Raw genomic sequence first — 21023 nt, 5'->3', positions numbered from 1 at the left:
TCACGCCGCAGCGGTGAGTCCGGACCGCGCAGCCGTTCGCCGACTGTGCGGCCCGGCGCCCGCTTCAGCGGTAGTCGGGGTTGGGTGCGTCGAGGCGGCAGCCGGCGTCCCACTCCGAGCGCTGGTTGCCGTGGGCCGGGATGCCGTTGGCGCGCTTGAGCATGGCTGCCATGTGCATGAGGTTCCAGGCCATGAATGTGGTGTTGCGGTTGGTGAAGTCGTTCTCCGGGCCGCCCGAACCGGGGTCGAGATAGGAGGGTCCGGGTCCCGCCGGGCCGATCCAGCCCGCGTCGGCCTGCGGTGGGATGGTGTAACCGAGGTGCTGGAGGCTGTAGAGGATATTCATGGCGCAGTGCTTCACGCCGTCCTCGTTGCCGGTGATCAGGCAGCCGCCGACGCGGCCGTAATAGGCGTACTGGCCCTGGGAGTTGAGCAGTCCCGAACCGCCGTAGAGCCGCTCGATGACCTTCTTCATGACCGAGCTGTTGTCGCCGAGCCAGATCGGGCCGGCCAGCACCAGGATGTCCGCGGCCATCACCTGCTCGTGCAGCGCCGGCCAGGCGTCCGTGGCGAAGCCGTGCTCGGTCATGTCCGGGTAGACGCCCGGCGCGATGTCGTGGTCGACGGCGCGTACGACGTCCGTGGCGACCCCGCGCGCGTCCATGATCGCCCGGCTCTTGTCGATCAGTCCCTGGGTGTGGCTCTGCTGAGGCGACGGCTTGAGCGTGCAGTTGATGATCAGGGCACGCAGGTCGTCGAAGCGGTACGAGTCGTCGAGCGGGTTCGGGTTCGGGTTCGGGTCCGCCGATGACTGTGGCGATGTCCGGGGCATGGAGGCTCCTTCGCGCGGGACCGCCGGGGCGCGGGTCCCCCACGCCGGTCCGAGCCGTGGCTCCACAGCAGCTTCTCGCGCGGATCCTGGACTCGGCCCCCCGACGCGGAGACGAGCGCCCCATGGGCCAGGATCGTCACCCGGTCCGGGCACTACGCGTACAGTTCGCGGGCCGACGGCGTCGCGCGCGGTGTCACGGAGCCCGTCGTGTAGGCGAAGTTGAGCACGGTACGGCGTACACCGGAGCGGGTGAGCGGGGTGACGCGGTGGGCGGTGGTGTCGCTGCGCAGGAGATAGGCGTCCCCAGGGCGGTGGTGAGCCTCGCGCGCCTGCCCGGCATCCAGGTCGCCGAGGGAGGCGGCCCGGGGTGTGTGGGCGAGGAGGCCGCCGTCCGCCGGGGTCTCCGGCGCTTCGAGGAACAGGACGAGTGCGTAGGGGTAGTCGTCGGTGTGGGCGCCGTGGGTGTCGCCCTTGCGGTGCAGGATGTTGAGTACGTGGCGTTCGAGCGGGTCGGGGACGGGGACGGGCCGTTCGCCGGTGAGGCTGCCCAGCAGGTCGAGCAGCACGGGGTCCGCGTACAGGTCGGGAATCAGCCGCGATTCCCGGGCGATGACCTGGCCGCCGAGCGTCGTCATGTGCCGGGGCGAGCCGTCCATGCACGCCATCGTGAAGTCGCGGCGCCGCGCGATCCTCTCCAGCCGCCGCGCCTCCTCGCGCAGCGCGTCGAGGCCGTCGGCGGTGAGCAGCCCGGGCAGGGGCAGATAGCTGTCGGCGTGGAAGCGGTGACGTGCGACGTCGGCCTGGTCCTGCGGGATACGGGCCATGAGTGCGGGCACGGGCGGGGACCCTCCGGTCGGTGGTCTACGGCAGCAAGACCCGTCCCCGACGGCTTCGGACTTCATTCACGAAGGAGCTGAATCGGCCGGAAACCGGCAGGCATCGCCGTGAACCTGGCCTCGCTGCCGGCACGCGGGTCGCGTTCAGACCGCGTTCATGAACGGCATGCAGAGAAAGGAGACCGGCTCAAGAAAGCTCAAAAAGCACAAGAAGAAAGGAGGTACTCGCCATTGTGACGGAAACACGTGGATTCCGATGCACGGAGAAATCCCCGGGGGCTTTCGCGTGCCGTGAATGTCAGGTGGCGATGGCGATGTTCTTGTAGAACGGGGCGTCGTCCGGTCCGGTGTAGTCGGGGCGGTACCAGGCCGCCGGGCGCAGGGAGTCGGGAACCGCGTCGGCCACGCCGAGCACCGAGGAGAACAGGGCCATCCGCATCGGGATTCCGGCGTCGGTCTGCCGGAAGACCGCGAGGCGGGGGTCGTCGTTGAGGTCCGTCGCCAGGTCGTTGGAGCCCGGGCGGCCGTCCCTCGGCAGCGGGTGCATGATCACCGCGTCCTCCCGGCACACCCGGCTGACCAGCGCCTTGTCGATGCGGAAGGCGTCGCTGTACGGCATCGGCCGGTCCGCGAAGCGTTCGGTCTGCAGGCGGGTCGCGTACACCAGGTCGGCGTCCTTGAGGCCGGTCTCAGGCTGGTCGCTCAACTCGACCGTGTGGCCCCGGCTCTCGGCCAGCTCCAGCAGGTGGACGGGCATCCCGAGGGGCTCGGGGGCGACACAGACGATGGTGAGGTCCTCGTACAGGGTGACCAGCCGCATCAGCGAGTGCACGGTGCGGCCGTGCCGCAGGTCACCGACCAGGGCGATCCGGCGGCCGTCCAGGGTGCCCCCGGTGCGGGTGAACTCCCGGTGCAGGGCGAACATGTCGAGCAGGGCCTGCGTCGGGTGCTCGCCGGCTCCGTTGCCGCCGTTGATCACCGGTATGTTCGTGGCCGCCGCGAACTCGTGAACGGCGGCCTCCTCAGGGTGCCTGATCACGATGATGTCGCAGTATCCGCTGACCACACGGCTGGTGTCGGCCAGCGACTCGCCCTTGGCGATGGACATGATCTCGGCGCCGGTCGTGGTGGTCACCCCGCCGCCCAGGCGCATGAACGCGGCCTCGCAGCTGAGCCTGGTACGGGTGCTCGCCTCGAAGAAGAGACTGGCCATCACCGCGCCCTCTAGGATCCGGGTCACCTGCCGGCCCCGGGCCACCGGTGTCAGCACGTCCGCCAGTTCGAAGAGGCGCTCCAGTTCGTCCCTGTCGAAGAGATCGCTGGAGAGGATGTGCTTTCCGGTGAGTGACATGACGGATCTGGCTTCCTCTGGGTGTTCAGCAGTGACCGGCCTCCGCATTCGGGGCGCCGACAGTGTACGGGGCATGCGTTTTACCGGAGATATCGGGTTCCGCCCCGCTGCGGGAAACAACGGGGCGGACATTCGGTGGAATGTGGAATTACGTCGGCCTCAGCGGCCGGTGAGCGCCACCAACCGCACCGACGAAATGTTCCGCTGTTGCCCTCTCCTGAGGGAGGCGCCGGGCGCGCGGACATCCGCCACGGCAACCTGGCGGCCATCGTTGCCGGGGCCGTGCCGAGCACCGGCCCCGCGTTCAGGAGGTCGCCGGTACCCCGTCCACGAGCTCCGCGGGACCGCTCCCGGCAGCCGCCAGCACGGCGAGCGACTGTCGCAGTTGCCCCCACGGCACGGGAGGAAGCAGCGCCTCGGCCTCCTCCGGCGAGCACATCCGCCACTCCGCCAACTCCGCCTCCTGAAGCCGGATCCCCGTCAGGTCCCTGTCCTCCACCAACCCGCCGTCGAAGACATGCACCATCCGGGGCCGACCCTTCGACCGGTTCACCCAGTCGACGCTGAGCAGCCGTCCGGGAGTACACCGCAGGCCGGTCTCCTCCCGGATCTCGCGGACGGCCGCCTGGCGGGGTGTCTCCCTCCCGGCCTCGACGGTGCCGCCGGGCAGCCCCCAATGCCGTTCGTCGCGCCTCGGCTGATACCGCACCAGCAGGATCCGTCCACGGCTGTCGGTGAAGAGCACCCTGGCCTTGGCCACCGCCCCAGGAAGCGCCGCCGGCGCGGGCGGCACAGGCGGCGCGGACGGCACCAGGACCAGGCGGAACTCGTTGCCCTCGGGGTCCCGCATGGGCTGGAACGAGCCCTGCTCCTCAGCGGCCGGCAGGGGCAGGGTGGCGGCGCCGAGCTCACCGGCCCGCGCGCGGGTCGCCTCGATGTCCGCCACCGCGATCTCGAAGGGGCGGCAGTCCCCTCCCGCCCCGCCCTCCGGTACCGGCTGGAAGGCGAGTTGAGGAAAACCCGGCGCCCCGACGTGGACCGCTCCGCGATCCCGCGCGACCGCCGTGCCGCCCAGCAGGGATGCCCAGAACCGGGCCAGGGCCTGCGGGTCATGGGCGTCGAGGACTATCTGGTGCAGGTGCATGCGGGGAGCGTAGCCATAGCCACTGACGGTCCCTGGGGGCCCAAAGGACTGCGCAGTTCCCCGCGCCCCTGGAAGACGGGGGTAGTTCGTCGGCTGCGGGTGGGTGGGGGCTGGTCGCGCAGTTCCCCGCGCCCCTTAAAAGCACCCGGGGCGGGCCGGCGGTTCTTTAGGGGCGCGGGGAACTGCGCGAGCAACCCCCACCCACCCGCACCCGACACACAACCGAACGGGGTCGAAGGGGCAGAGTCCCTGGGGATGAGGCGGCCATCCCCTCGGATGGCGCCTCGGTCGCCTGCTGGGTCTCGTACGGAGACCGACCTGAACCCCTGATCCCCGGCCGTATCCTGGCGGGCATGAGGCGGACCTCCTTCGCGAACTGGCCCTGTTCCATCGCCCGCACCATGGATCTGCTCGGGGACTGGTGGACGCCGCTCGTGCTCCGGGAGGCGTTCTACGGAGTACGGCGCTTCGACGCGTTCCAGCAGTCGTTGGGCATCGCGCGGAACACCCTGGCGGAGCGGTTGCGGCGGCTGGTGGACGAGGGGCTGCTGGAGAAGCAGCCGTATCAGAGCGAGCCGGTGCGGCACGAGTATCTGCTCACCGCGAAGGGACGGGATTTCTTCGGGGTCCTGATGGCCATGAACGCCTGGGGGGACCGCTGGCTCGCCGGGGAGGAAGGCGCGCCGATCGTCTTCCGGCACGAACGGTGCGGGCACCAGGGGCATGCCGAGGTGGTGTGCTCCTCGTGCGGCGAGGCGATGACCGCGGAGGACACCCGGCCGCGGCTCGGGCCCGGCTATCCGGCGCGGCTGGCCGAACGGGCCGAGGTGCGGGAGCGGTTCGGGGAGTAAGGCATTCCTGGGGGCCCGGCGCCCGGCTATTCGTGTCCGTACATGGGCACTTGGCACTGACCGGCCCGCCCCTGTGGAACCACCCGTCCCAGTACGGCAGTCTTCTCTCCCGTGGGGAACCCGGGGAACCTTCCGTCTCAGAGCGCGTCCGCCGACGCCGCCGCGCACATGATGGTGGCCGGGGACGACGCCCTGGCACACCGGCTGGCCGCCGAACTGCGCGGAGTGTACGGCGAGCAGGTCACCCTGGTCGTGCCGCCCGCCCAGCGGATCGTGCGGCCACCGGTGGTGGGGCGGGCGCGGGCCACGGCCTTGTTCGACCGGGTGTCCGCTGCGGTGAACCGGGCTTCCGGGAACGGCGACTCAGGAGTCGCCCGGACCGAACCCCCGCGCTCCGACCGCGTGTTGGAGGCCGCCGAACTCACCGAGGCCGTGTTCGCCGACGCGGGCGTCGAGCGGGCCGCCGCGCTGGCGCTCGTGTACGACGACGACGAGACCAACATCCGCGCCGCCCTCACCGCCCGGCGGCTCAACCCCCGGATCCGGCTGGTCCTGCGGCTCTACAACCGGCGCCTCGGGCAGCACATCGAAGCGCTCCTCGACCAGGCCTCGGCGCTGGCCGCGGCGGGTGCCTCAGCAGGAGCCGGTGCCGCGGGAGCCGGCGGTGAAGGTGAGGGTGACGGCGAGGCGTTCGACGCGTCCACCACCGTGCTGTCCGACGCCGACACCGCCGCGCCCGCGCTGGCCGCGACCGCCGTGGCCGGCACCAGCAAGGTCGTCCAGACGGACGGGCTGATGCTGCGCGCGGTGGAGCGGCCGCCGCCCGGCCCCGGGGAGGTCGCCGATCCGGGGCTGTGCACGCTGGCGCTGCTGTCCGCCACGACCAACGATCCCGCCGGCGCCGACGGTTCCGAGAGCAGTGGGGCGCACGGACCCCAACTCCTGCCCGACGAAAGGGCGGTGGCCGCCGCCACCGGGCGCGGGACCGTCGTACTGGAGAACGTCTCGTACTCAGGACCCGCACTGTCCGCCGGGCGCAGCATCATGCCGTTCGGGTCGTTGCTGTCGCGGCGGCTGCGGTGGTCGTTCGCCGGGCTGGTGGCGTGTGTGGCCGGCCTCGCCGTCGCGTCGATGCTGGTCACCAGGGAGCCTCCACTCCAGGCGACCTATCTGACGCTGCTCGATCTCTTCGCCATCAACGATCCCGCCATCGGGCAGCCCCTCGGGCGGCAGATCCTCCAACTCTTCTCCGGGCTCGTCGGATTGCTGCTGCTGCCCGTGCTGCTGGCCGCCGTGCTGGAGGCGCTCGGTACGTTCCGCAGCGGGTCCGCGCTGCGGAAGCCGCCGCGTGGGCTGTCCGGGCATGTGGTGCTGCTCGGGGTCGGCAAGATCGGCACGCGGGTGCTGGCGCGGCTGCGGGAGCTGCACATTCCCGTGGTGTGCGTCGAGGCCGATCCGGAGGCAAGGGGGCTGGCGCTGGCGCGGCGGCTTCGGGTGCCGGTGGTGCTGGGGGATGTGACGCAGGAGGGCGTGCTGGAGGCCGCCAAGATCCATCGGGCGCATGCGCTGCTGGCGTTGACCAGCGCGGACACCATGAATCTGGAGGCCGCGTTGTACGCGCGGACCGTGCGGCCCGATCTGCGGGTGGTGCTGCGGTTGTACGACGACGACTTCGCGACCGCCGTGTACCGCACCCTGCGTGCCGCGTATCCCGATGCGCTCACCCGGAGTCGGAGCGTGTCGCATCTGACCGCGCCCGCGTTTGCCGGGGCCATGATGGGGCGGCAGATTCTCGGGGCGATTCCTGTGGAGCGGCGGGTGCTGCTCTTCGCTGCCGTGGATGTGGGTGGGCATGCGCAGTTGGAGGGGCGCACGGTGGGTGAGGCGTTTCGGGCGGGGGCGTGGCGGGTGCTCGCCCTCGACACCCAACGCCAGGCCTCCGGACCGGTGTCCGCCGAGCGGGCCTCGGGGCTGGTGTGGTCCCTTCCCTCCACGTATGTGCTTCGCGCCGAGGACCGGGTGGTGCTGGCGGCGACCCGGCGGGGGCTGGCGGAGCTGTTGGGACGACGACCTCGGGAGCGGGCCGGAACGTAGGGTGCGGGTGGGCGGTTTTCGCCCCCGCCGCCCCTACCCGTCCCATCCCTTCCTGGGGGCTGCGCCCCCAGACCCCCCTCAAAGATTGCGCCGTTCCCCGCGCCCCTGAAAGTCGGCTGCGGGACGGTGGGGGTTGCTCGCGCAGTTCCCCGCGCCCCTTAAGGGGCGCGGGGAACTGCGCAATCTTTTAGGCGCACCCCCACCCACCCGCAGCCGACACACAACGCATCCCGGGGTCGAAGGGGCGGAGCCCCTGGGGATGGGACGGGTAGGGGCGGCGGGGGCGAGAACCCGGTGGTCACAGCTGTAGGTGCCTGTTGGCGAAGTCGAGTTCCAGGCGGACCTGCTTGATGCGTTCGTCGACGACGAGGGAACCGTGGCCCGCGTCGTAGCGGTAGACCTCGTGGACGGCGTCGCGGGCGGTGAGGCGGTCGACGTAGTTGTCGATCTGGCGGATGGGGCAACGGGGGTCGTTGACGCCCGCCGAGATGTAGACGGGAGACTTGACCGCGTCGACGTAGGTGAGAGGGGACGACGCCGAGAAGCGCTCGGGGACCTCCTCCGGGGTGCCGCCAAGGAGCGTACGGTCCATCGCCTTGAGGGCCTCCATCTCGTCGTGGTACGCCGTGACGTAGTCGGCGACCGGAACGGCGGCGATACCGAGGGTCCACGCGTCGGGCTGCGTACCCAGGCCGAGAAGCGTGAGGTAACCGCCCCAGGAACCGCCGGTGAGGATCAGCCGGTCGGGGTCGGCCAGCCCGGACGTCACCGCCCATTCACGGACCGCCGCGATGTCCTCCAGCTCGATCAGGCCGACGCGGTGCTTGAGCGCGTCCGTCCACTCACGCCCGTACCCCGTCGAGCCCCGGTAGTTGACCCGGACCACCGCGTAGCCGTGGTCCACCCAGGCCGCCGGGCCCGCCGCGAACGAGTCGCTGTCGTGCCAGGTCGGGCCGCCGTGGATGTCGAAGACCGTGGGGAGGGGAGTCGTCGCGCCCGCCGGCTTCTGGACCAGGGCGTGGATGCGGCCGCCCGGGCCGTCGACCCAGACGTCCTCCACGGGGACCGAGCCCGGGGACTTCAGGCCGGGGGGATCGAGGACGATCTCGCCGGTCGTCGAGCGGACCGCGGACGGCTCGGCGGCCGACGACCACAGGTACTCCACCGTGCCGTCCGGGCGGGCCGTCGCCCCGGACACCGAGCCGGGCGGTGTCTCCACCTTGACCAGCTCGCGGGACGCGATGTCGTAGCGCCACAGGTCGCTGCGGGCCTCGAAGCTGTGGGCGATGAGGAGGGCCGAACCGTCGGGATACCACTCGGCCGCCACGTCACCCGGCAGGTCCAGCGCCAGGTCCGTCTCCTCTCCCGACACGACGTCCCACACCAGCGGCTCCCAGCGGCCGCGTCGCTGGTGCCCGATGAGCAGCCGGGTGTCCCCGTCGACCGGGGCGAAGCCCAGCACCTCCAGGCCCAGCTCGACCGTGCCGCCCTTGGAGTCGTCGAGCTCCGCGACCGTCGAACCGTCCAGGCGCAGCACCCGCAGCGCCGAGTGCATCGCGTCGCCGTGCTCGGTGTGCTCGATCGCGATCAGCGAGCCGTCGTGCGAGAGGTCGCCGACCCCGGCCGACTCCCGGTGCCGGTAGATCTCCACGGGGGCCTCGCCGGTCCGGGCCACATGGATCGTCGAGCCGTCGTCGTCCGTCGAGCGGCCCACCACCGCCGTACGCCCGTCACGTCCGATGGCGAGCCCGGAGGGGTAGGAGGGTTCGAGACCGGGGACCGCCGGCTCGTCGGCGCTGTCCCCGTCCCCCTTCCCCTTCCTCTCCGCCTCCCCGGAGAATCGCTGGCGGCGCCAGATGCCGAACTCGTCGCCGTCCTTGTCGTCGAACCACCAGATCCACTCTCCGTCGGGCGAGAGCACCCCGTCCGTCGTGCCGTTCGCCCGGTGTGTGACCTGGCGCTGCTCGCCCGTCGCGCGGTCCCACGCGTACAGCTCGTACGTCCCTGTCGCGTTCGAGACGAACAGGGAGCGGTGCGGGGCGTCCTCCGCCCAGTCGGGCAGCGACACCCGCGGCGCGCGGAAGCGCTTCTCCCAGTCGGGCATGGCCGCCTGCTGCTGCTCGATGGACCTGTTGCTCTCAGTCATGGCCCCATAGTGCCTGGCCCGCCCGACAATTCGCTGGCGAGGTCCCCAGCCTGTGGATAACTTCGCGGCCATGTACTCACCGACACCCGCCGACTGGCACGAGGCCAACCGCGCCCACTGGGATGAACGCGTCCCGCTGCACGTCGCCAGCGACTTCTACGACCTCGACGCCTTCCGCGCGGGCAAGGACGCCCTGCGCGACTTCGAACGCGCGGAGGTCGGGGACGTGACAGGACGGTCCCTTCTCCATCTGCAGTGCCATATAGGCGTCGACACCCTGTCGTGGGCACGGCACGGAGCCTCCCGCGTCGTCGGCCTCGACTTCTCCGAACCGGCCGTCGAGGTGGCCCGCGATCTCGCCGCCGAGCTGGGCTTCACCACCGACCGCGCGGCGTTCGTCGCGTCCGACGTGTACGACGCGAGCGAAGCCGTGCCGGATCCGTCGTACGACATCGTCTATACGGGCGTGGGCGCCCTGTGCTGGCTGCCCGACATCCGGCGCTGGGCCGAGACCGTCACCGCGCTCCTCTCCCCCGGCGGCTTCCTCTATCTCGCCGAGTTCCATCCGCTCACCGACATCCTCGACGACGAGACCGGCTCGCGGATCATCAACGACTACTTCACCCGGGACGCCTGGATCAACGAGCTGTCCGGCACGTACGCCGATCTGGACGCCACCACCACCAACAACCGCAGCGTGGAGTGGCAGCACCCGCTCGGCGAGGTCGTCTCCGCGCTCGCCGCCGCGGGCCTGCGCATCGAGTTCCTGCACGAGCACGACGTCTCGCTGTTCCCGCGGTTCGACTCGTTCGAGGTACGTGACGGGTACCACCGCTTCCCGGCGGACCGTCCGCGCATCCCGCTCATGTACTCCCTGAAGGCGAGCAAGGCCTGACATCGACTTCAGGGTATTTGCGCAGGTCAGAGGTGATTGTCAGTGGCCGGGTGCAGACTTTTCCGCATGACCGATCTGCGCAAGACAGTCGAGAGCTACTGGGCCACCGCCGACGCCCGGGACTGGACCGCGTTCGCGGACACACTGGCCGACGGCGTCGTCTACACCCTGCCGCAGACGCGCGAGCGCATCAGCGGCAGGGAGAGGTACGTCGAGTTCAACCGCGAGTATCCGGGCGACTGGCACGTCAGGATCGAGCGGGTCATAGCCGAGCCCGGTCAGGCCGTCACCTGGACCCACTTCACCGTGGGCCTGGAGGAGATGCACGCGATCACGTTCTTCACGGCGGACGAGCAGGGGCGCATCGCCACGGTGACGGACTTCTGGCCGGAGCCGTACGAGCCCCCGGCGGGCCGGGATCACCTGACCGAGCGGTACTGACCCCGCGGCCCGGCCGCGCGCACGGGCCCCGTACCTTGGAAGGCGTGTACCGGTTCCTGCTGACGCCCCGCTGGTGGGGGATCAACGTCTTCGTGCTGTTGGCCATCCCTTTCTGCATCTTCATGGGGTCATGGCAGCTGGGACGGTTCGAGGACCGGGTGCAGGACCACCGGGCGGCGGACAAGCAGGCCACGGCGGCCAAGACGGAGGCGGCCCGTCCGCTCGCCGAGCTGCTGCCCGTGGACACGAACACCTCCGGCAAGCAGGCCACCGCGACCGGCCGGTACGGCAAGCAGCTGCTCGTGCCCGACCGCGAGCTGGACGGCAAGCGCGGGTTCTACGTACTGACGCTGCTGCGGGTCGACGGCGGCCAGGCGCTGCCCGTCGTCCGCGGCTGGCTGCCCGGTGACGCGGACTCGGCGAAGGCGCCGGCCGCGCCCACCGGCGAGGTCACGGTGACGGGTGCGCTCCAGGCGTCCGAGAGCCCGGGGGCGAACGGCGTGGGCGGCGGTCTTCCCGAGGGGCAGACCGGCGCGATCAGCTCGGCGTCGCTGGTGAACCTCGTGCCGTACAAGCCGTACGACGCGTGGATCACCCTCAAAAAGGCCGACAGCGGGATGAAGGCCGTACCCGCGACCGCCGCGCAGAACACCGGCCTGGACCTGAAGGCGTTCCAGAACCTCGGCTACACCGGCGAGTGGTTCGTCTTCGCGGGCTTCGTCGTCTTCATGTGGTTCCGGCTGCTGCGCCGCGAGGTGGAGTTCGCACGGGACGCGGCACTCGGCCTGGCCCCGGCCGAGTCAGAGGAGTCGATCGACTCCAAGGAGCGGGCCGACCGGCAGACCGAACCGCGGACCGAGGGCGAGAACGCCCCCGCGTAATCGTCGCCCGGTACGACGACGCACCCGCACCCGGCGACGCACCGAAGGGGCCGTGCCGGCACGGCCCCGCCCCACAACGACGCGGAACCCGCCCCGCCACCCCTCCACTCAGGACGACGCCAGGATCCCCGTGTGATACACCGTGCCCGCGCACGCGTTGGACACGGTCTGTGCCGCCGTGGCCGAGCCCGTCGCCGCCGTGCCGGAGACGACGACGCTGCCGTCGGCCACGCCGTCCTCCGTGACGAGCTGGGCGGAGGTGCCGCTGCTGCCAGCGGTGTCGGTGGTGCCGGTGTCCGTGGTCTCCGTCGGGGACGGGTCCGGTGAGGGCTCCGAGACGGTCGGACAGGTCTCCGAGGGAACCCAGGCGAACTTGACCACGTACGAGGCGCCCGGCTGGAGCACCAGGGAGGTGACCTCCGTGGAGGGGTCCGGCAGCCCGGTGGCCGCGTCGCCCGACACATGGGTCGCCACGCCGATCTTGGCGGCGTCCGCAGCACCCTGCGCGGTCGCGGTCACGGTGCCCGCGCCGGTGACCGTACAGGCGGCCGTGGACACGTTCGAGACGGTGAAGGAGCCGTAGACCGCGCCGGTGGAGTCCGGGGCGGCGACGGCGCCGGTGGCCCCGCCGAGCTGCGTCGCCGTACAGGCCGTCGCGGTCACGGACGAGGCCGTCGGATCCGCTCCGCCCGTGGTGGCCCCGCCGCCGGTGCTCTTGCCCTTGTCCGGCGTGCCCTTCTGGCCGTCCTTGCCCTTGTCCTGGGACGTGCCGGAGGAGCCGCCCGCGACCTTCCCGTCGCCGCCGTCCGTGCCCTTGCCCGAGCTCGCGCCGCCCTGCGCCTGCGAGCTGTTGGCCGCGATGGACGGGTCGGCGTTCGAACCGGTGGAGTTCGAGACGTGCACCAGGGCCGGGACGGCCGTGCCGATGAACAGCGCGGCGGCGGCCATGCCGACCACGGCCTGGCGCTTGCGGGCTCGTCTGGCCGGAACCGCGCGGCGCAGATGCTCCAGGGTGCCGTCGGTGGGTTCGATCTCGTCGACGGCCTGGTGCAGCAGCCGCCGCAGCGCCAGCTCGTCCGAGCCGAGCCCTCCGGGGCCCAGTGCGTCCGGGCCCGGGGTATGAGGGCCGTGTCCGTCGGGGCCGTGGTTCACAGTTCCGTTCCCAGCATGCAGCTCGTGCTCGTCTTCGTGGGGCGCGCGCCGGTGCATCGGCTCGTGCCACTCATAGGGCTCGTGTCGGTCGTGGGTGCCACGTCGCTCGCTCATGCCGGGGCCTCCATGGCGATCCGGAGCGCCGCGATGCCGCGCGAGCCGTACGCCTTCACCGATCCCAGCGAGACGCCGAGCGTCTCGGCGACCTGGGCCTCGGTCATGTCCGCGAAGTAGCGCAGGACCAGGACCTCGCGCTGGCGGCGCTGGAGTCCCTTCATGGCCTTGATCAGCGCGTCGCGCTCCAACTGGTCGTAGGCGCCTTCCTCGGCGCTCGCCATGTCGGGCATCGGCTTCGAGAGGAGCTTGAGGCCGAGGATGCGCCGGCGCAGGGCGGAGCGCGAGAGGTTCACGACGGTCTGGCGCAGATACGCCAGCGTCTTCTCGGGGTCGCGGACGCGTTTGCGCGCCGAGTGCACCCGGATGAAGGCCTCCTGGACGACGTCCTCGCAGGAGGCGGTGTCGTCGAGAAGGAGCGCCGCGAGACCCAGGAGCGACCGGTAGTGGGCGCGGTAGGTCTCGGTCAGATGGTCGACGGTGGTACCCGCCGCCAGGCTGTCCTCAGCGCCGTCGCGCTGGTTCGGTATGCGGGCCGGCCGCGCTGCGGGCATCGGCGCGATCACCGGCATGCCGCCGGGCGCGCCGGGGCTGCGGAGTCGGCGGGGTGGACGCAGGGCTGTGCCCCTCGTCTGGACCGCGGTGAATTCGAGTACCTCTGCCACGCCTGTTGGACACGCGTCCCCCCGAGAGGGTTGTACGCATCAGGCATCGCTTTTGCGTCAGGCACCCCGATTGACTGTGCGTCAAATGCCCTCATGCGTACCAGCTCATCCCCTATGACCCATATGCCATACCGCTCGGACGCCCCCTGAATGGCGACCGCAAAGACGCTCCCCGCCCTCCGCACGGTTGCGGAGGACGGGGAGGGAAATCTTCGAACGTTGAGCGGGTTCGTTTCAAGTGGTCCGGACCATTACTCCGACCACAGAAGTCACACAGATCCTACAAACGAATCCCCCGACGGCCACCGAGATTCCGGCTGCCGGACATCCGCAGCGCAGAACCTGCGGAACCGCCGCACGTCCAGAACGTCGAACCTACGCCCCGATGATCTCCGCCGCCACCAACTCCGCGATCTGAGCGGTGTTCAATGCAGCACCCTTGCGCAGGTTGTCGCCGCACACAAACAGTTCGAGGGCGGTCGAATCGTCGAGGGCCCGGCGCACCCGGCCCACCCAGGTCGGGTCGGTGCCCACCACATCGGCGGGTGTGGGGAACTCACCGGCGGCGGGGTTGTCGAACAGCACGACCCCGGGGGCGGTGGCGAGGATCTCCCGCGCCTTGGCGACGGTGACCTCGTCCTGGAAGCGGGCGTGGACGGTCAGGGAGTGCGTGGTGACGACGGGGACGCGTACGCACGTCACGGCGACCTTCAGGTGCGGCAGCCCGAGGATCTTGCGGGACTCGTTGCGTACCTTCATCTCCTCCGAGGACCAGCCGTCCTCGGCGAGGGACCCGGCCCACGGCACCACGTTCAGCGCCACCGGCTCCGGGAACGGCCCCGTCTGGTCGCCCACGGCCCGTCGTACGTCACCGGGGCTGGTCCCCAGTTCCGTACCGGCGACGAGCGACATCTGGCGGCGCAGGGTGTCGACGCCCGCGCGGCCCGCGCCGCTGACCGCCTGGTAGCTGGACACGACCAGCTCGCGCAGCCCGAACTCGGCGTGCAGCGCGCCCAGGGCCACGATCATGGAGAGGGTCGTGCAGTTCGGGTTGGAGATGATCCCGCGCGGGCGCACACGCGCGGCGTGCGGATTGACCTCGGGGACGACCAGGGGGACGTCCGGGTCCATCCGGAAGGCGCCGGAGTTGTCGACGACGACCGCGCCCTCGGCGGCGGCGATGGGCGCCCACTGCGCCGACACCTCGTCCGGTACGTCGAACATCGCGACGTGGACCCCGTCGAAGGCCTCCTCCGACAGGGCGACCACCTCGACCTCCTCGCCGCGCACGGCCAGCTTGCGGCCGGCCGAGCGCGGGGAGGCGATCAGACGGATCTCGCCCCAGATGTCCGCGTGCTGGGACAGGATCTGAAGCATGACCGTGCCGACGGCCCCGGTCGCTCCCACGACCGCGAGCGTCGGGCGCCCGGTCCGAGACCCGGTGGGAGCCATCAGCGGCCCGTGCCTCCGTAGACGACGGCTTCGTCGCTGTCGGAGTCGAGGCCGAAGGCGGTGTGCACGGCGCGCACGGCCTCGTTCACATCGTCGGCGCGGGTGACGACCGAGATACGGATCTCCGAGGTCGAGATCAGCTCGATGTTGACCCCGGCGTCGCTGAGCGCCTCGAAGAACCCGGCCGTGACACCCGGGTTCGTCTTCATGCCGGCGCCGACGAGGGAGATCTTGCCGATCTGGTCGTCGTAGCGCAGCGATTCGAAGCCGATGCCGGCCTTCGCCTTCTCCAGGGCGTCGATGGCCTTGCGGCCCTCGGTCTTGGGGAGGGTGAAGGAGATGTCCGTCAGACCGGTGGAGGCGGCGGACACGTTCTGCACGATCATGTCGATGTTGATCTCGGCATCGGCGACGGCGCGGAAGATGACAGCGGCCTCGCCCGGCTTGTCCGGCACGCCGACGACCGTGATCTTGGCCTCGGAGGTGTCGTGAGCGACACCGGAGATGATGGCCTGCTCCACCTTCTGGTCCCCTTGCTGCTGTGTCTTCTGAACGAGCGGTTCGCTGCTGACCCAGGTGCCCTGGAGTCCGGAGAAGGACGAGCGCACATGGATCGGGATGTTGTAACGGCGGGCGTACTCCACACAGCGGTGGAGCAGCACCTTGGAGCCGGACGCGGCGAGCTCCAGCATGTCCTCGAAGGCGATCCAGTCGATCTTCTTCGCCTTCTTCACCACCCGCGGGTCGGCGGTGAACACGCCGTCCACATCGGTGTAGATCTCGCACACCTCGGCGTCCAGCGCCGCGGCGAGCGCGACGGCGGTGGTGTCCGAGCCGCCGCGGCCGAGGGTGGTGATGTCCTTCTTGTCCTGGCTGACGCCCTGGAACCCGGCGACGATGGCGATGTTGCCCTCGTCCAGCGCGGTGCGGATACGGCCCGGGGTGACGTCGATGATCCGGGCTTTGTTGTGGACCGAGTCGGTGATGACGCCTGCCTGGCTGCCGGTGAACGACTGGGCGCTGTGGCCCAGGTTTTTGATCGCCATGGCCAGCAGTGCCATGGAGATCCGCTCTCCGGCGGTCAGCAGCATGTCGAATTCCCGACCGGAAGGCATCGGAGACACCTTCTCGGCGAGATCGATCAGCTCGTCCGTCGTGTCGCCCATCGCGGAAACGACCACGACCACCTGGTGGCCGTTCTTCTTCGCTTCCACGATCCGCTTGGCGACGCGCTTGATGCCCTCGGCATCGGCTACGGAGGAACCTCCGTACTTCTGCACGACCAGGCCCACGTGCGCTCCTCGCTCAGTCCGTCTCTGCACCGCACAACTGCGGTCGGCTCAGTCTAACGAGCGGCCGGAATTCCCTTTCGGGGTATCGCATCGTGAGATGTCCCGCTCACGACGTGATCACCCCGGGGATGTCAGGCCAACCGGGTCCTCCGGCCGCTCCGGGACGGCACCTGCCCGCAGACGGCCCCGAACACGCCGGAAGTGGGCCGGGTCACATGCGACAGGCGTGACTTAATTTTCAAGCACTAGGGTTCGCCTGTGCGCGTACTCCTGGTGGAAGACGACGAGCCGGTCGCCGAATCGCTCCGGCGCGGACTGCTGCGTTACGGCTTCGAGGTCGAGTGGGTGACCACGGGCGGCGCGGCGCTGGCACACGAGGGGCCGTACGACGTCGTCCTGCTCGACCTCGGCCTGCCCGACACCGACGGCCTCGACGTCTGCAAGGCGCTGCGGGCGCGCGGCGGGATCCCCATCATCGTGATCAGCGCGCGCAGCGACGAGACGGACCGGGTGGTCGGCCTGGAGATCGGCGCGGACGACTACGTCTCCAAGCCCTTCGGCGTCCGCGAGGTCATCGCGCGGATAAGAGCGGTGATGCGCCGCGTACAGCCGCCCGCCCCCGCGACCGCCGGCCCCGACCGCTACGGCTCCCGCCTCACCATCGACCGCAAGGCCGCCCGCGTACGACTGGACGGCGAGGAAGTGGCCCTCGCGCCCAAGGAGTACGACCTGCTCGCGTTCCTCACCGAGGAGCCGGGCGCGCTGATGTCGCGCGAGCAGATCATGGAAGCGGTCTGGGACGCGAACTGGTTCGGGCCGACGAAGACGCTGGACGTCCATGTGGCGGCGCTGCGGCGGAAGCTGGCGGGGGCGCTCACCATCGAGGCGGTACGGGGAGTCGGCTTCCGACTGGAGATCGCCGAGCCGGGCGGCGGGTCCTCGGGATGATCCGGCAACTGATCGTCAGCTACGTCCTGTTGGTGGCCGTCGCGCTGACGGCGTTCACCGTGCCGGTGGCCTTCACCCTGACCGCGCAGCTGCGCGGGGACACCGAGGAGTCCGTACGGCGGGAGGCCCGGACCATGGCGCTGCTGCTGGCGGACGGGGACGCGGCGTCACGGGCGGCGCTGACCCGGATGTCCGCGGCGTACGCGGCGGAGACTCCCGGCGCGGTGCACGTGCTCCCGGCCTCCGAAGCGCCGGCGGACGGGCGGACCACGGCGCACTGGGGCGGCGGCGAGCTGAAGGTGACGGCTCCCGCGAAGCAGGACGGCCGGACGGTGGGGGCGGTACAAGTCACCTACCCCACCTCGGACTTGACGTCACGGCTCTGGCGGATCTGGGGCTTCCGCGCGGTGCTGGCCGTGGGCGTACTCGCGGTGGCGGCGGGCCTCGGCGCGCTCGTGGCACGCCGGCTCACCCGCCCCCTGCGCCAGTTGAACGACATGGCGACCCGCTTCGGCGACGGCGACCTCACCGCCCGCTCACCCGTCACCGGCCCCCCGGAGACCCAGCAACTGGCCCGCACCCTCAACTCCGGCGCGGAACGCCTCGACATCCTCGTCGCCTCCCAGCGGATCTTCGTCGCCGACGCCTCGCACCAACTCCGTACGCCTCTCACGGCGTTGCGGCTGTCGCTGGACAACATCGCGGACGGCGTCGAGGACGACTTCGTACGCGAGGACATCGAGCAGGCGACGGCCGAAGTGGTCCGGATGAGCCGACTGGTGAACGGCCTGCTGGTCCTCGCGCGGGCCGAGGCGAAGGTGTCCGCGACGGAGGCGCTGCCGCTGCGGGAGCTGGTGGAGGACCGGCTGGCGGTGTGGAGACCGGCCGCCGAGGAGCGCGGTGTCACCATCGCGCGGGAGGGGGAACCCGGCGACCGGTCGCTCGTGCTGGCCAGCCCCGGGCACCTCGACCAGGTACTGGACAACGTCCTGTCGAACGCCCTGGAGGTCTCCCCGGACGGCTCGACGATCACCGTGCGGGTGCAGGCCCGCTCCGACGAGGTCGTGCTGTCGGTCCTCGACCAGGGACCCGGCATGTCGGACGCGGAGAAGTCCCGCGCCTTCGACCGCTTCTGGCGCGGTCAGGGCCTGACCGGGCGCTCCGGGTCCGGGCTCGGCCTCGCCATCGTCAAGCAGCTGGTGACCGACGACGGCGGAACCGTGACCCTCAAGGACGCTCCCCCAGTCTCGGCTTCGCTCGACCGGGGGCACCCCCATGGCGTCGGGCTGTGCGTGGCGATCAGCCTTCGGGCATCATCGAGGAGTGGTGGTTGACGATCAGCCACTCACCGCCGCGCTTCTCGTACTCGTACGTGTAGCGGGCCTTGACGACGCGCTGGGCGCCGGTGTCCGGGTCGGTGAGCGTGAACTCGTACAGGCCGGTGTCGATGGCGGAGTTCTTGTCGAGGACGTTGACGATCGTCTCGATCTTCTTGCCGACCGGCTTGTTCTCCAGGAAGTGCTCGAAGTAGTCGACGATCTCCGCGTGGTCGGTCCGGATCCGGTTCGACACGGTGGGCAGAAGCACGGCGTCGGAGGCGTAGCGGTCGGCCACCTTCTCCGGGTCGCCGGTCTGCAGCGCGTCGTTCCAGCCGTCGAAGAGCGCGGCGATCCGCGCCTTGGTGGGCGGCGCGTCCCGGTACTCCGGACCGGCCTGGCTGACCCCGACACCCACGCTGGTGACGACGAGGGCGGAGGCGGCGACGATCACGGCACGCTTGCGTATCTGGGGCTTCACGAAGTCTCCAGTGCGAGTGGGGGCTGCTCCGCTGCGGTGGGAGCGACTCCAGCCTCGCGGGGCGCGGGTTAGGGGCTGCCCAGGGGACGTGCAGGGCTGATCCAACTCCCGTCCAACTCACGTGGAGTAGTACGGGTATTACGCACTGGGGGTGCGTCGCGTGCGCGGCGACCTGCGGGGCAAGATCCCTCCGTGACAGGTGAGTTGATGCTGTGCGGCATCGTGCTGGTGGGGTCCTGTGTGCAGTGGCTCACCGGGATGGGGTTCGCGCTCGTCGCCGTACCCGCGCTCGTCCTGCTGCTCGGGTCGGCCGAGGGCGTCGTCCTCGCCAACTGCGCCGCCGGGGCGATCAGCGTCGTAGGGCTCGCGGGCGGATGGCGGCGGGTACGGCCACGCGCGATGGTGCCGCTGTGCGTGGCGGCGGCTTGCACGGTCCCGGCGGGGGCCTGGCTGGCCCGGCGGCTGCCGGAGCCCGCGCTCCTGGTGTTCATGGGCGCCTTGGTGACCGTCGCCGTGGCGCTGGTCATGCGCGGCGCACGGGTACCGGCCCTGCGCGGGACCAAGGGCGCGGTGGCCGCGGGGGCGGCGGGCGGGTTCATGAACTCCGCCGCGGGGGTGGGCGGACCACCGGTGTCCCTGTACGCGCTCAACGCCGGCTGGACGGTACGGGAGTTCGTGCCGAACGCGCAGTTCTATGGGGTCGTGGTGAACGCGTTCTCGGTGGCCGCGAACGGGGTGCCTCACCTCGGCGTCTCGCGCTGGGCCCTCGTGGTGACGGGGATGGCGGTGGGCGCCGGGATCGGCAGGGTGCTCGCGGGGCGGGTGCCGGAGAAACAGGCCCGGTGGCTGGTGCTGTTGCTGGCGCTGACGGGCGGGGTGACGGCTTTGGGGAAGGGGTTGTGGGGGATGTGACCGCGCCGCCCCGCCGTGATGACCGGGGACGGCATCGATTACGGTGCCGCCGCGGAGCCGAGGCGAACGCAACGGCCCTGAGGAAGGAATTCCGGTGGAGAGTCGTCCGGTCGAGAGTCGTCCCGTGGAGAGTGTGCTGAGTCGGCTGAGCCGGTGGTGGCCGACGGCGGCCGCGGTCACGTTGGCGCTGTTCGGGGTTCTGCTGCTGACGATCCAGATTCGCCAACTCCACGACGGCTACCAGGAATTGGCGAGCCTGCGCGAGCACGGGCGCCACACAACGGCTCACGCCACCGTTTCCACCACCTGCTCCTCCGGAGTGCACGACACGACCTGCGACACGTCCTCGGTGTGGCTCGACTTCAACGACACCTCCGGCGACCCCGTGGACGAGCCGGAAGAGACGATCGACGGCTCCCTCTACGTCCCCGACGGCCACCGGGACGCCGAGGGCCGGGTGGCGACGACGGTCGTCTACGACCCCGCACACCCGGACCTGGCACAGGCCGAAGGCGCCCTGGACCAGGGGGTCCTCGACCTGGCGACCCACCACTGGATCGCACTGACCATCGGGCTCGTCGCGCTCGGCGCGGGGATCAGCGGTGGCGTCGCGGCGTGGCCGCAGCGCAGGCCTGCTTGAACAGGCCCTCGGCCCGCTCACCGTCGGTCCACGAACTCCTTGAGTGCCTCGGTCTCCAGGGTGAGGCCTACAGGCTCGGGGATGGTGACGGCGGCCCCGAAGGGCTCCTTCACCTGTCGACGGTAGCGACCGTCTTCCGGGTTGGTGAAGACGGTGACCGAGCAGTCGTCGCGATCGATGAGGAGGTAGACGGGGATGCCTGCGGCGGCGTAGCCGTCGGGCTTCTCGATGCGGTTGTGCTGGTCCGTGTCCGCGTCGCCGGCGGTGACCTCAACAGCCATGAGCACGCCACAAGGATCGGACCACTCGCCGTGTCCCGCGAAGTGCTTGTCCGGAGCGAGCGCGCCGTCAACGCGGAACCGACCCGCTCCGTCGGCCTCCACACGCAAGCCTCGAAACGCGTAGAGCCACAGGCCCAAGTCGGCTTGTGCAAGGACCCGTTGCAACCGGGCGACGATCTCACTCCGGTTCCCGTCCGGGCCACGCTTGACCACCAACCTCCCAGCAATGAACTCCAGCCACACAGACTCCGGCGCCCTCCGTGCCAGTTCCTCGAACTCCTCGACGGACATCTGGCGCC

20 protein-coding genes are annotated in these 21023 nt (G+C 70.7%); 9 read left to right on the top strand and 11 right to left on the bottom strand.

Annotation, left to right across the window (positions count from 1 at the left end; all coding sequences use genetic code 11):
- Positions 1 to 64: 64 nt before the first annotated feature.
- From OG975_RS25705 to OG975_RS25690, 4 genes are all read right to left on the bottom strand, one after another.
- A complete protein-coding gene (locus OG975_RS25705) occupies positions 65 to 832 on the bottom strand; it encodes a flavodoxin family protein (RefSeq protein WP_406331718.1) in 768 nt (255 codons plus the stop codon).
- Positions 833 to 984: 152 nt separating this feature from the next.
- Positions 985 to 1668, bottom strand: coding sequence for a hypothetical protein (locus OG975_RS25700; RefSeq protein ID WP_406331717.1), 684 nt, complete (start codon positions 1666 to 1668; stop codon positions 985 to 987).
- A gap of 298 nt (positions 1669 to 1966) precedes the next feature.
- Positions 1967 to 3019, bottom strand: coding sequence for an aspartate carbamoyltransferase (gene pyrB, locus OG975_RS25695; RefSeq protein WP_406331716.1), 1053 nt, complete (start codon positions 3017 to 3019; stop codon positions 1967 to 1969).
- 304 nt (positions 3020 to 3323) lie between these two features.
- A complete protein-coding gene (locus tag OG975_RS25690) occupies positions 3324 to 4163 on the bottom strand; it encodes an NUDIX domain-containing protein (protein WP_406331715.1) in 840 nt (279 codons plus the stop codon).
- 353 nt (positions 4164 to 4516) lie between these two features.
- Here OG975_RS25690 and OG975_RS25685 point away from each other — a divergent pair, with 353 nt between their 5' ends.
- Positions 4517 to 5014, top strand: a complete 498-nt coding sequence (locus tag OG975_RS25685; protein WP_381263139.1) for a winged helix-turn-helix transcriptional regulator — start codon at positions 4517 to 4519, stop codon at positions 5012 to 5014.
- Between the two features lie 168 nt (positions 5015 to 5182).
- Positions 5183 to 7108 (top strand): NAD-binding protein, encoded by a 1926-nt coding sequence (locus OG975_RS25680; protein ID WP_406336461.1) that lies wholly within the window; start codon positions 5183 to 5185, stop codon positions 7106 to 7108.
- A 298-nt stretch (positions 7109 to 7406) separates the two neighbouring features.
- On the opposite strand, the gene OG975_RS25675 is transcribed toward OG975_RS25680, so the two are convergent.
- Positions 7407 to 9254, bottom strand: coding sequence for a prolyl oligopeptidase family serine peptidase (locus tag OG975_RS25675; protein ID WP_406331714.1), 1848 nt, complete (start codon positions 9252 to 9254; stop codon positions 7407 to 7409).
- Between the two features lie 70 nt (positions 9255 to 9324).
- Between OG975_RS25675 and OG975_RS25670 the strand changes: the two genes are divergently transcribed.
- The 3 genes from OG975_RS25670 (at position 9325) to OG975_RS25660 (ending at position 11471) form a co-directional block, all read left to right on the top strand.
- On the top strand, positions 9325 to 10149 hold the full coding sequence (locus OG975_RS25670) for a class I SAM-dependent methyltransferase (protein WP_406331712.1): 825 nt from the start codon (positions 9325 to 9327) through the stop codon (positions 10147 to 10149).
- A 66-nt stretch (positions 10150 to 10215) separates the two neighbouring features.
- Entirely contained in the window at positions 10216 to 10590 is a 375-nt protein-coding gene (locus OG975_RS25665; protein WP_406331711.1) for a nuclear transport factor 2 family protein, read from the top strand.
- Between the two features lie 44 nt (positions 10591 to 10634).
- Positions 10635 to 11471 (top strand): SURF1 family protein, encoded by an 837-nt coding sequence (locus OG975_RS25660; RefSeq protein WP_406331710.1) that lies wholly within the window; start codon positions 10635 to 10637, stop codon positions 11469 to 11471.
- Positions 11472 to 11579: 108 nt separating this feature from the next.
- On the opposite strand, the gene OG975_RS25655 is transcribed toward OG975_RS25660, so the two are convergent.
- From OG975_RS25655 to OG975_RS25640, 4 genes are all read right to left on the bottom strand, one after another.
- The gene (locus OG975_RS25655) at positions 11580 to 12737 is read right to left on the bottom strand and encodes a hypothetical protein (protein ID WP_406331709.1); all 1158 of its coding nucleotides are present in this window, start codon (positions 12735 to 12737) and stop codon (positions 11580 to 11582) included.
- Entirely contained in the window at positions 12734 to 13309 is a 576-nt protein-coding gene (locus OG975_RS25650; protein WP_330310217.1) for a SigE family RNA polymerase sigma factor, read from the bottom strand. Before OG975_RS25650 ends, OG975_RS25655 begins: the two co-directional genes overlap by 4 nt.
- A gap of 468 nt (positions 13310 to 13777) precedes the next feature.
- Positions 13778 to 14854, bottom strand: coding sequence for an aspartate-semialdehyde dehydrogenase (locus OG975_RS25645; RefSeq protein WP_406331708.1), 1077 nt, complete (start codon positions 14852 to 14854; stop codon positions 13778 to 13780).
- Positions 14854 to 16146: an aspartate kinase gene (locus OG975_RS25640; RefSeq protein ID WP_327430413.1), complete on the bottom strand. Its 1293-nt coding sequence runs from the start codon at positions 16144 to 16146 to the stop codon at positions 14854 to 14856. The genes OG975_RS25645 and OG975_RS25640 overlap by 1 nt, the downstream gene beginning before the upstream one ends.
- Before the next feature lie 258 nt (positions 16147 to 16404).
- Between OG975_RS25640 and OG975_RS25635 the strand changes: the two genes are divergently transcribed.
- Both OG975_RS25635 and OG975_RS25630 read left to right on the top strand, forming a co-directional pair.
- Positions 16405 to 17094, top strand: a complete 690-nt coding sequence (locus OG975_RS25635) for a response regulator transcription factor (protein WP_406331707.1) — start codon at positions 16405 to 16407, stop codon at positions 17092 to 17094.
- A complete protein-coding gene (locus OG975_RS25630; RefSeq protein ID WP_406331706.1) occupies positions 17091 to 18428 on the top strand; it encodes a sensor histidine kinase in 1338 nt (445 codons plus the stop codon). The genes OG975_RS25635 and OG975_RS25630 overlap by 4 nt, the downstream gene beginning before the upstream one ends.
- Here OG975_RS25630 and OG975_RS25625 read toward each other — a convergent pair.
- The gene (locus OG975_RS25625) at positions 18394 to 18891 is read right to left on the bottom strand and encodes an SgcJ/EcaC family oxidoreductase (protein WP_406331705.1); all 498 of its coding nucleotides are present in this window, start codon (positions 18889 to 18891) and stop codon (positions 18394 to 18396) included. The genes OG975_RS25630 and OG975_RS25625 overlap by 35 nt on opposite strands.
- 207 nt (positions 18892 to 19098) lie before the next feature.
- Between OG975_RS25625 and OG975_RS25620 the strand changes: the two genes are divergently transcribed.
- The gene (locus OG975_RS25620; protein WP_406336459.1) at positions 19099 to 19803 is read left to right on the top strand and encodes a sulfite exporter TauE/SafE family protein; all 705 of its coding nucleotides are present in this window, start codon (positions 19099 to 19101) and stop codon (positions 19801 to 19803) included.
- 124 nt (positions 19804 to 19927) lie between these two features.
- A complete protein-coding gene (locus OG975_RS25615) occupies positions 19928 to 20443 on the top strand; it encodes a DUF3592 domain-containing protein (RefSeq protein WP_406331704.1) in 516 nt (171 codons plus the stop codon).
- A 17-nt stretch (positions 20444 to 20460) separates the two neighbouring features.
- Here OG975_RS25615 and OG975_RS25610 read toward each other — a convergent pair whose 3' ends face one another.
- Positions 20461 to 21015, bottom strand: coding sequence for a Uma2 family endonuclease (locus OG975_RS25610; RefSeq protein ID WP_406331703.1), 555 nt, complete (start codon positions 21013 to 21015; stop codon positions 20461 to 20463).
- Between the last annotated feature and the right edge of the window lie 8 nt (positions 21016 to 21023).

Origin of the sequence: Streptomyces sp. NBC_00203 (genome assembly GCF_045206325.1) — a bacterium.
Taxonomy (GTDB): Bacteria; Actinomycetota; Actinomycetes; order Streptomycetales; family Streptomycetaceae; genus Streptomyces; species Streptomyces lutosisoli.
This window is presented reverse-complemented; position numbering and strand designations above follow the sequence as displayed.

Bases quoted from the DNA above. Each gene is read 5' to 3' on its own strand.
- OG975_RS25705 (WP_406331718.1), bottom strand. From the start codon at position 832: ATGCCCCGGACATCGCCACAGTCATCGGCGGACCCGAACCCGAACCCG.
- pyrB (WP_406331716.1), bottom strand. From the start codon at position 3,019: ATGTCACTCACCGGAAAGCACATCCTCTCCAGCGATCTCTTCGACAGG.
- OG975_RS25690 (WP_406331715.1), bottom strand. From the start codon at position 4,163: ATGCACCTGCACCAGATAGTCCTCGACGCCCATGACCCGCAGGCCCTG.
- OG975_RS25685 (WP_381263139.1), top strand. From the start codon at position 4,517: ATGAGGCGGACCTCCTTCGCGAACTGGCCCTGTTCCATCGCCCGCACC.
- OG975_RS25680 (WP_406336461.1), top strand. From the start codon at position 5,183: ATGATGGTGGCCGGGGACGACGCCCTGGCACACCGGCTGGCCGCCGAA.
- OG975_RS25675 (WP_406331714.1), bottom strand. From the start codon at position 9,254: ATGACTGAGAGCAACAGGTCCATCGAGCAGCAGCAGGCGGCCATGCCC.
- OG975_RS25670 (WP_406331712.1), top strand. From the start codon at position 9,325: ATGTACTCACCGACACCCGCCGACTGGCACGAGGCCAACCGCGCCCAC.
- OG975_RS25665 (WP_406331711.1), top strand. From the start codon at position 10,216: ATGACCGATCTGCGCAAGACAGTCGAGAGCTACTGGGCCACCGCCGAC.
- OG975_RS25655 (WP_406331709.1), bottom strand. From the start codon at position 12,737: ATGAGCGAGCGACGTGGCACCCACGACCGACACGAGCCCTATGAGTGG.
- OG975_RS25650 (WP_330310217.1), bottom strand. From the start codon at position 13,309: ATGCCGGTGATCGCGCCGATGCCCGCAGCGCGGCCGGCCCGCATACCG.
- OG975_RS25645 (WP_406331708.1), bottom strand. From the start codon at position 14,854: ATGGCTCCCACCGGGTCTCGGACCGGGCGCCCGACGCTCGCGGTCGTG.
- OG975_RS25630 (WP_406331706.1), top strand. From the start codon at position 17,091: ATGATCCGGCAACTGATCGTCAGCTACGTCCTGTTGGTGGCCGTCGCG.
- OG975_RS25620 (WP_406336459.1), top strand. From the start codon at position 19,099: ATGCTGTGCGGCATCGTGCTGGTGGGGTCCTGTGTGCAGTGGCTCACC.
- OG975_RS25610 (WP_406331703.1), bottom strand. From the start codon at position 21,015: ATGTCCGTCGAGGAGTTCGAGGAACTGGCACGGAGGGCGCCGGAGTCT.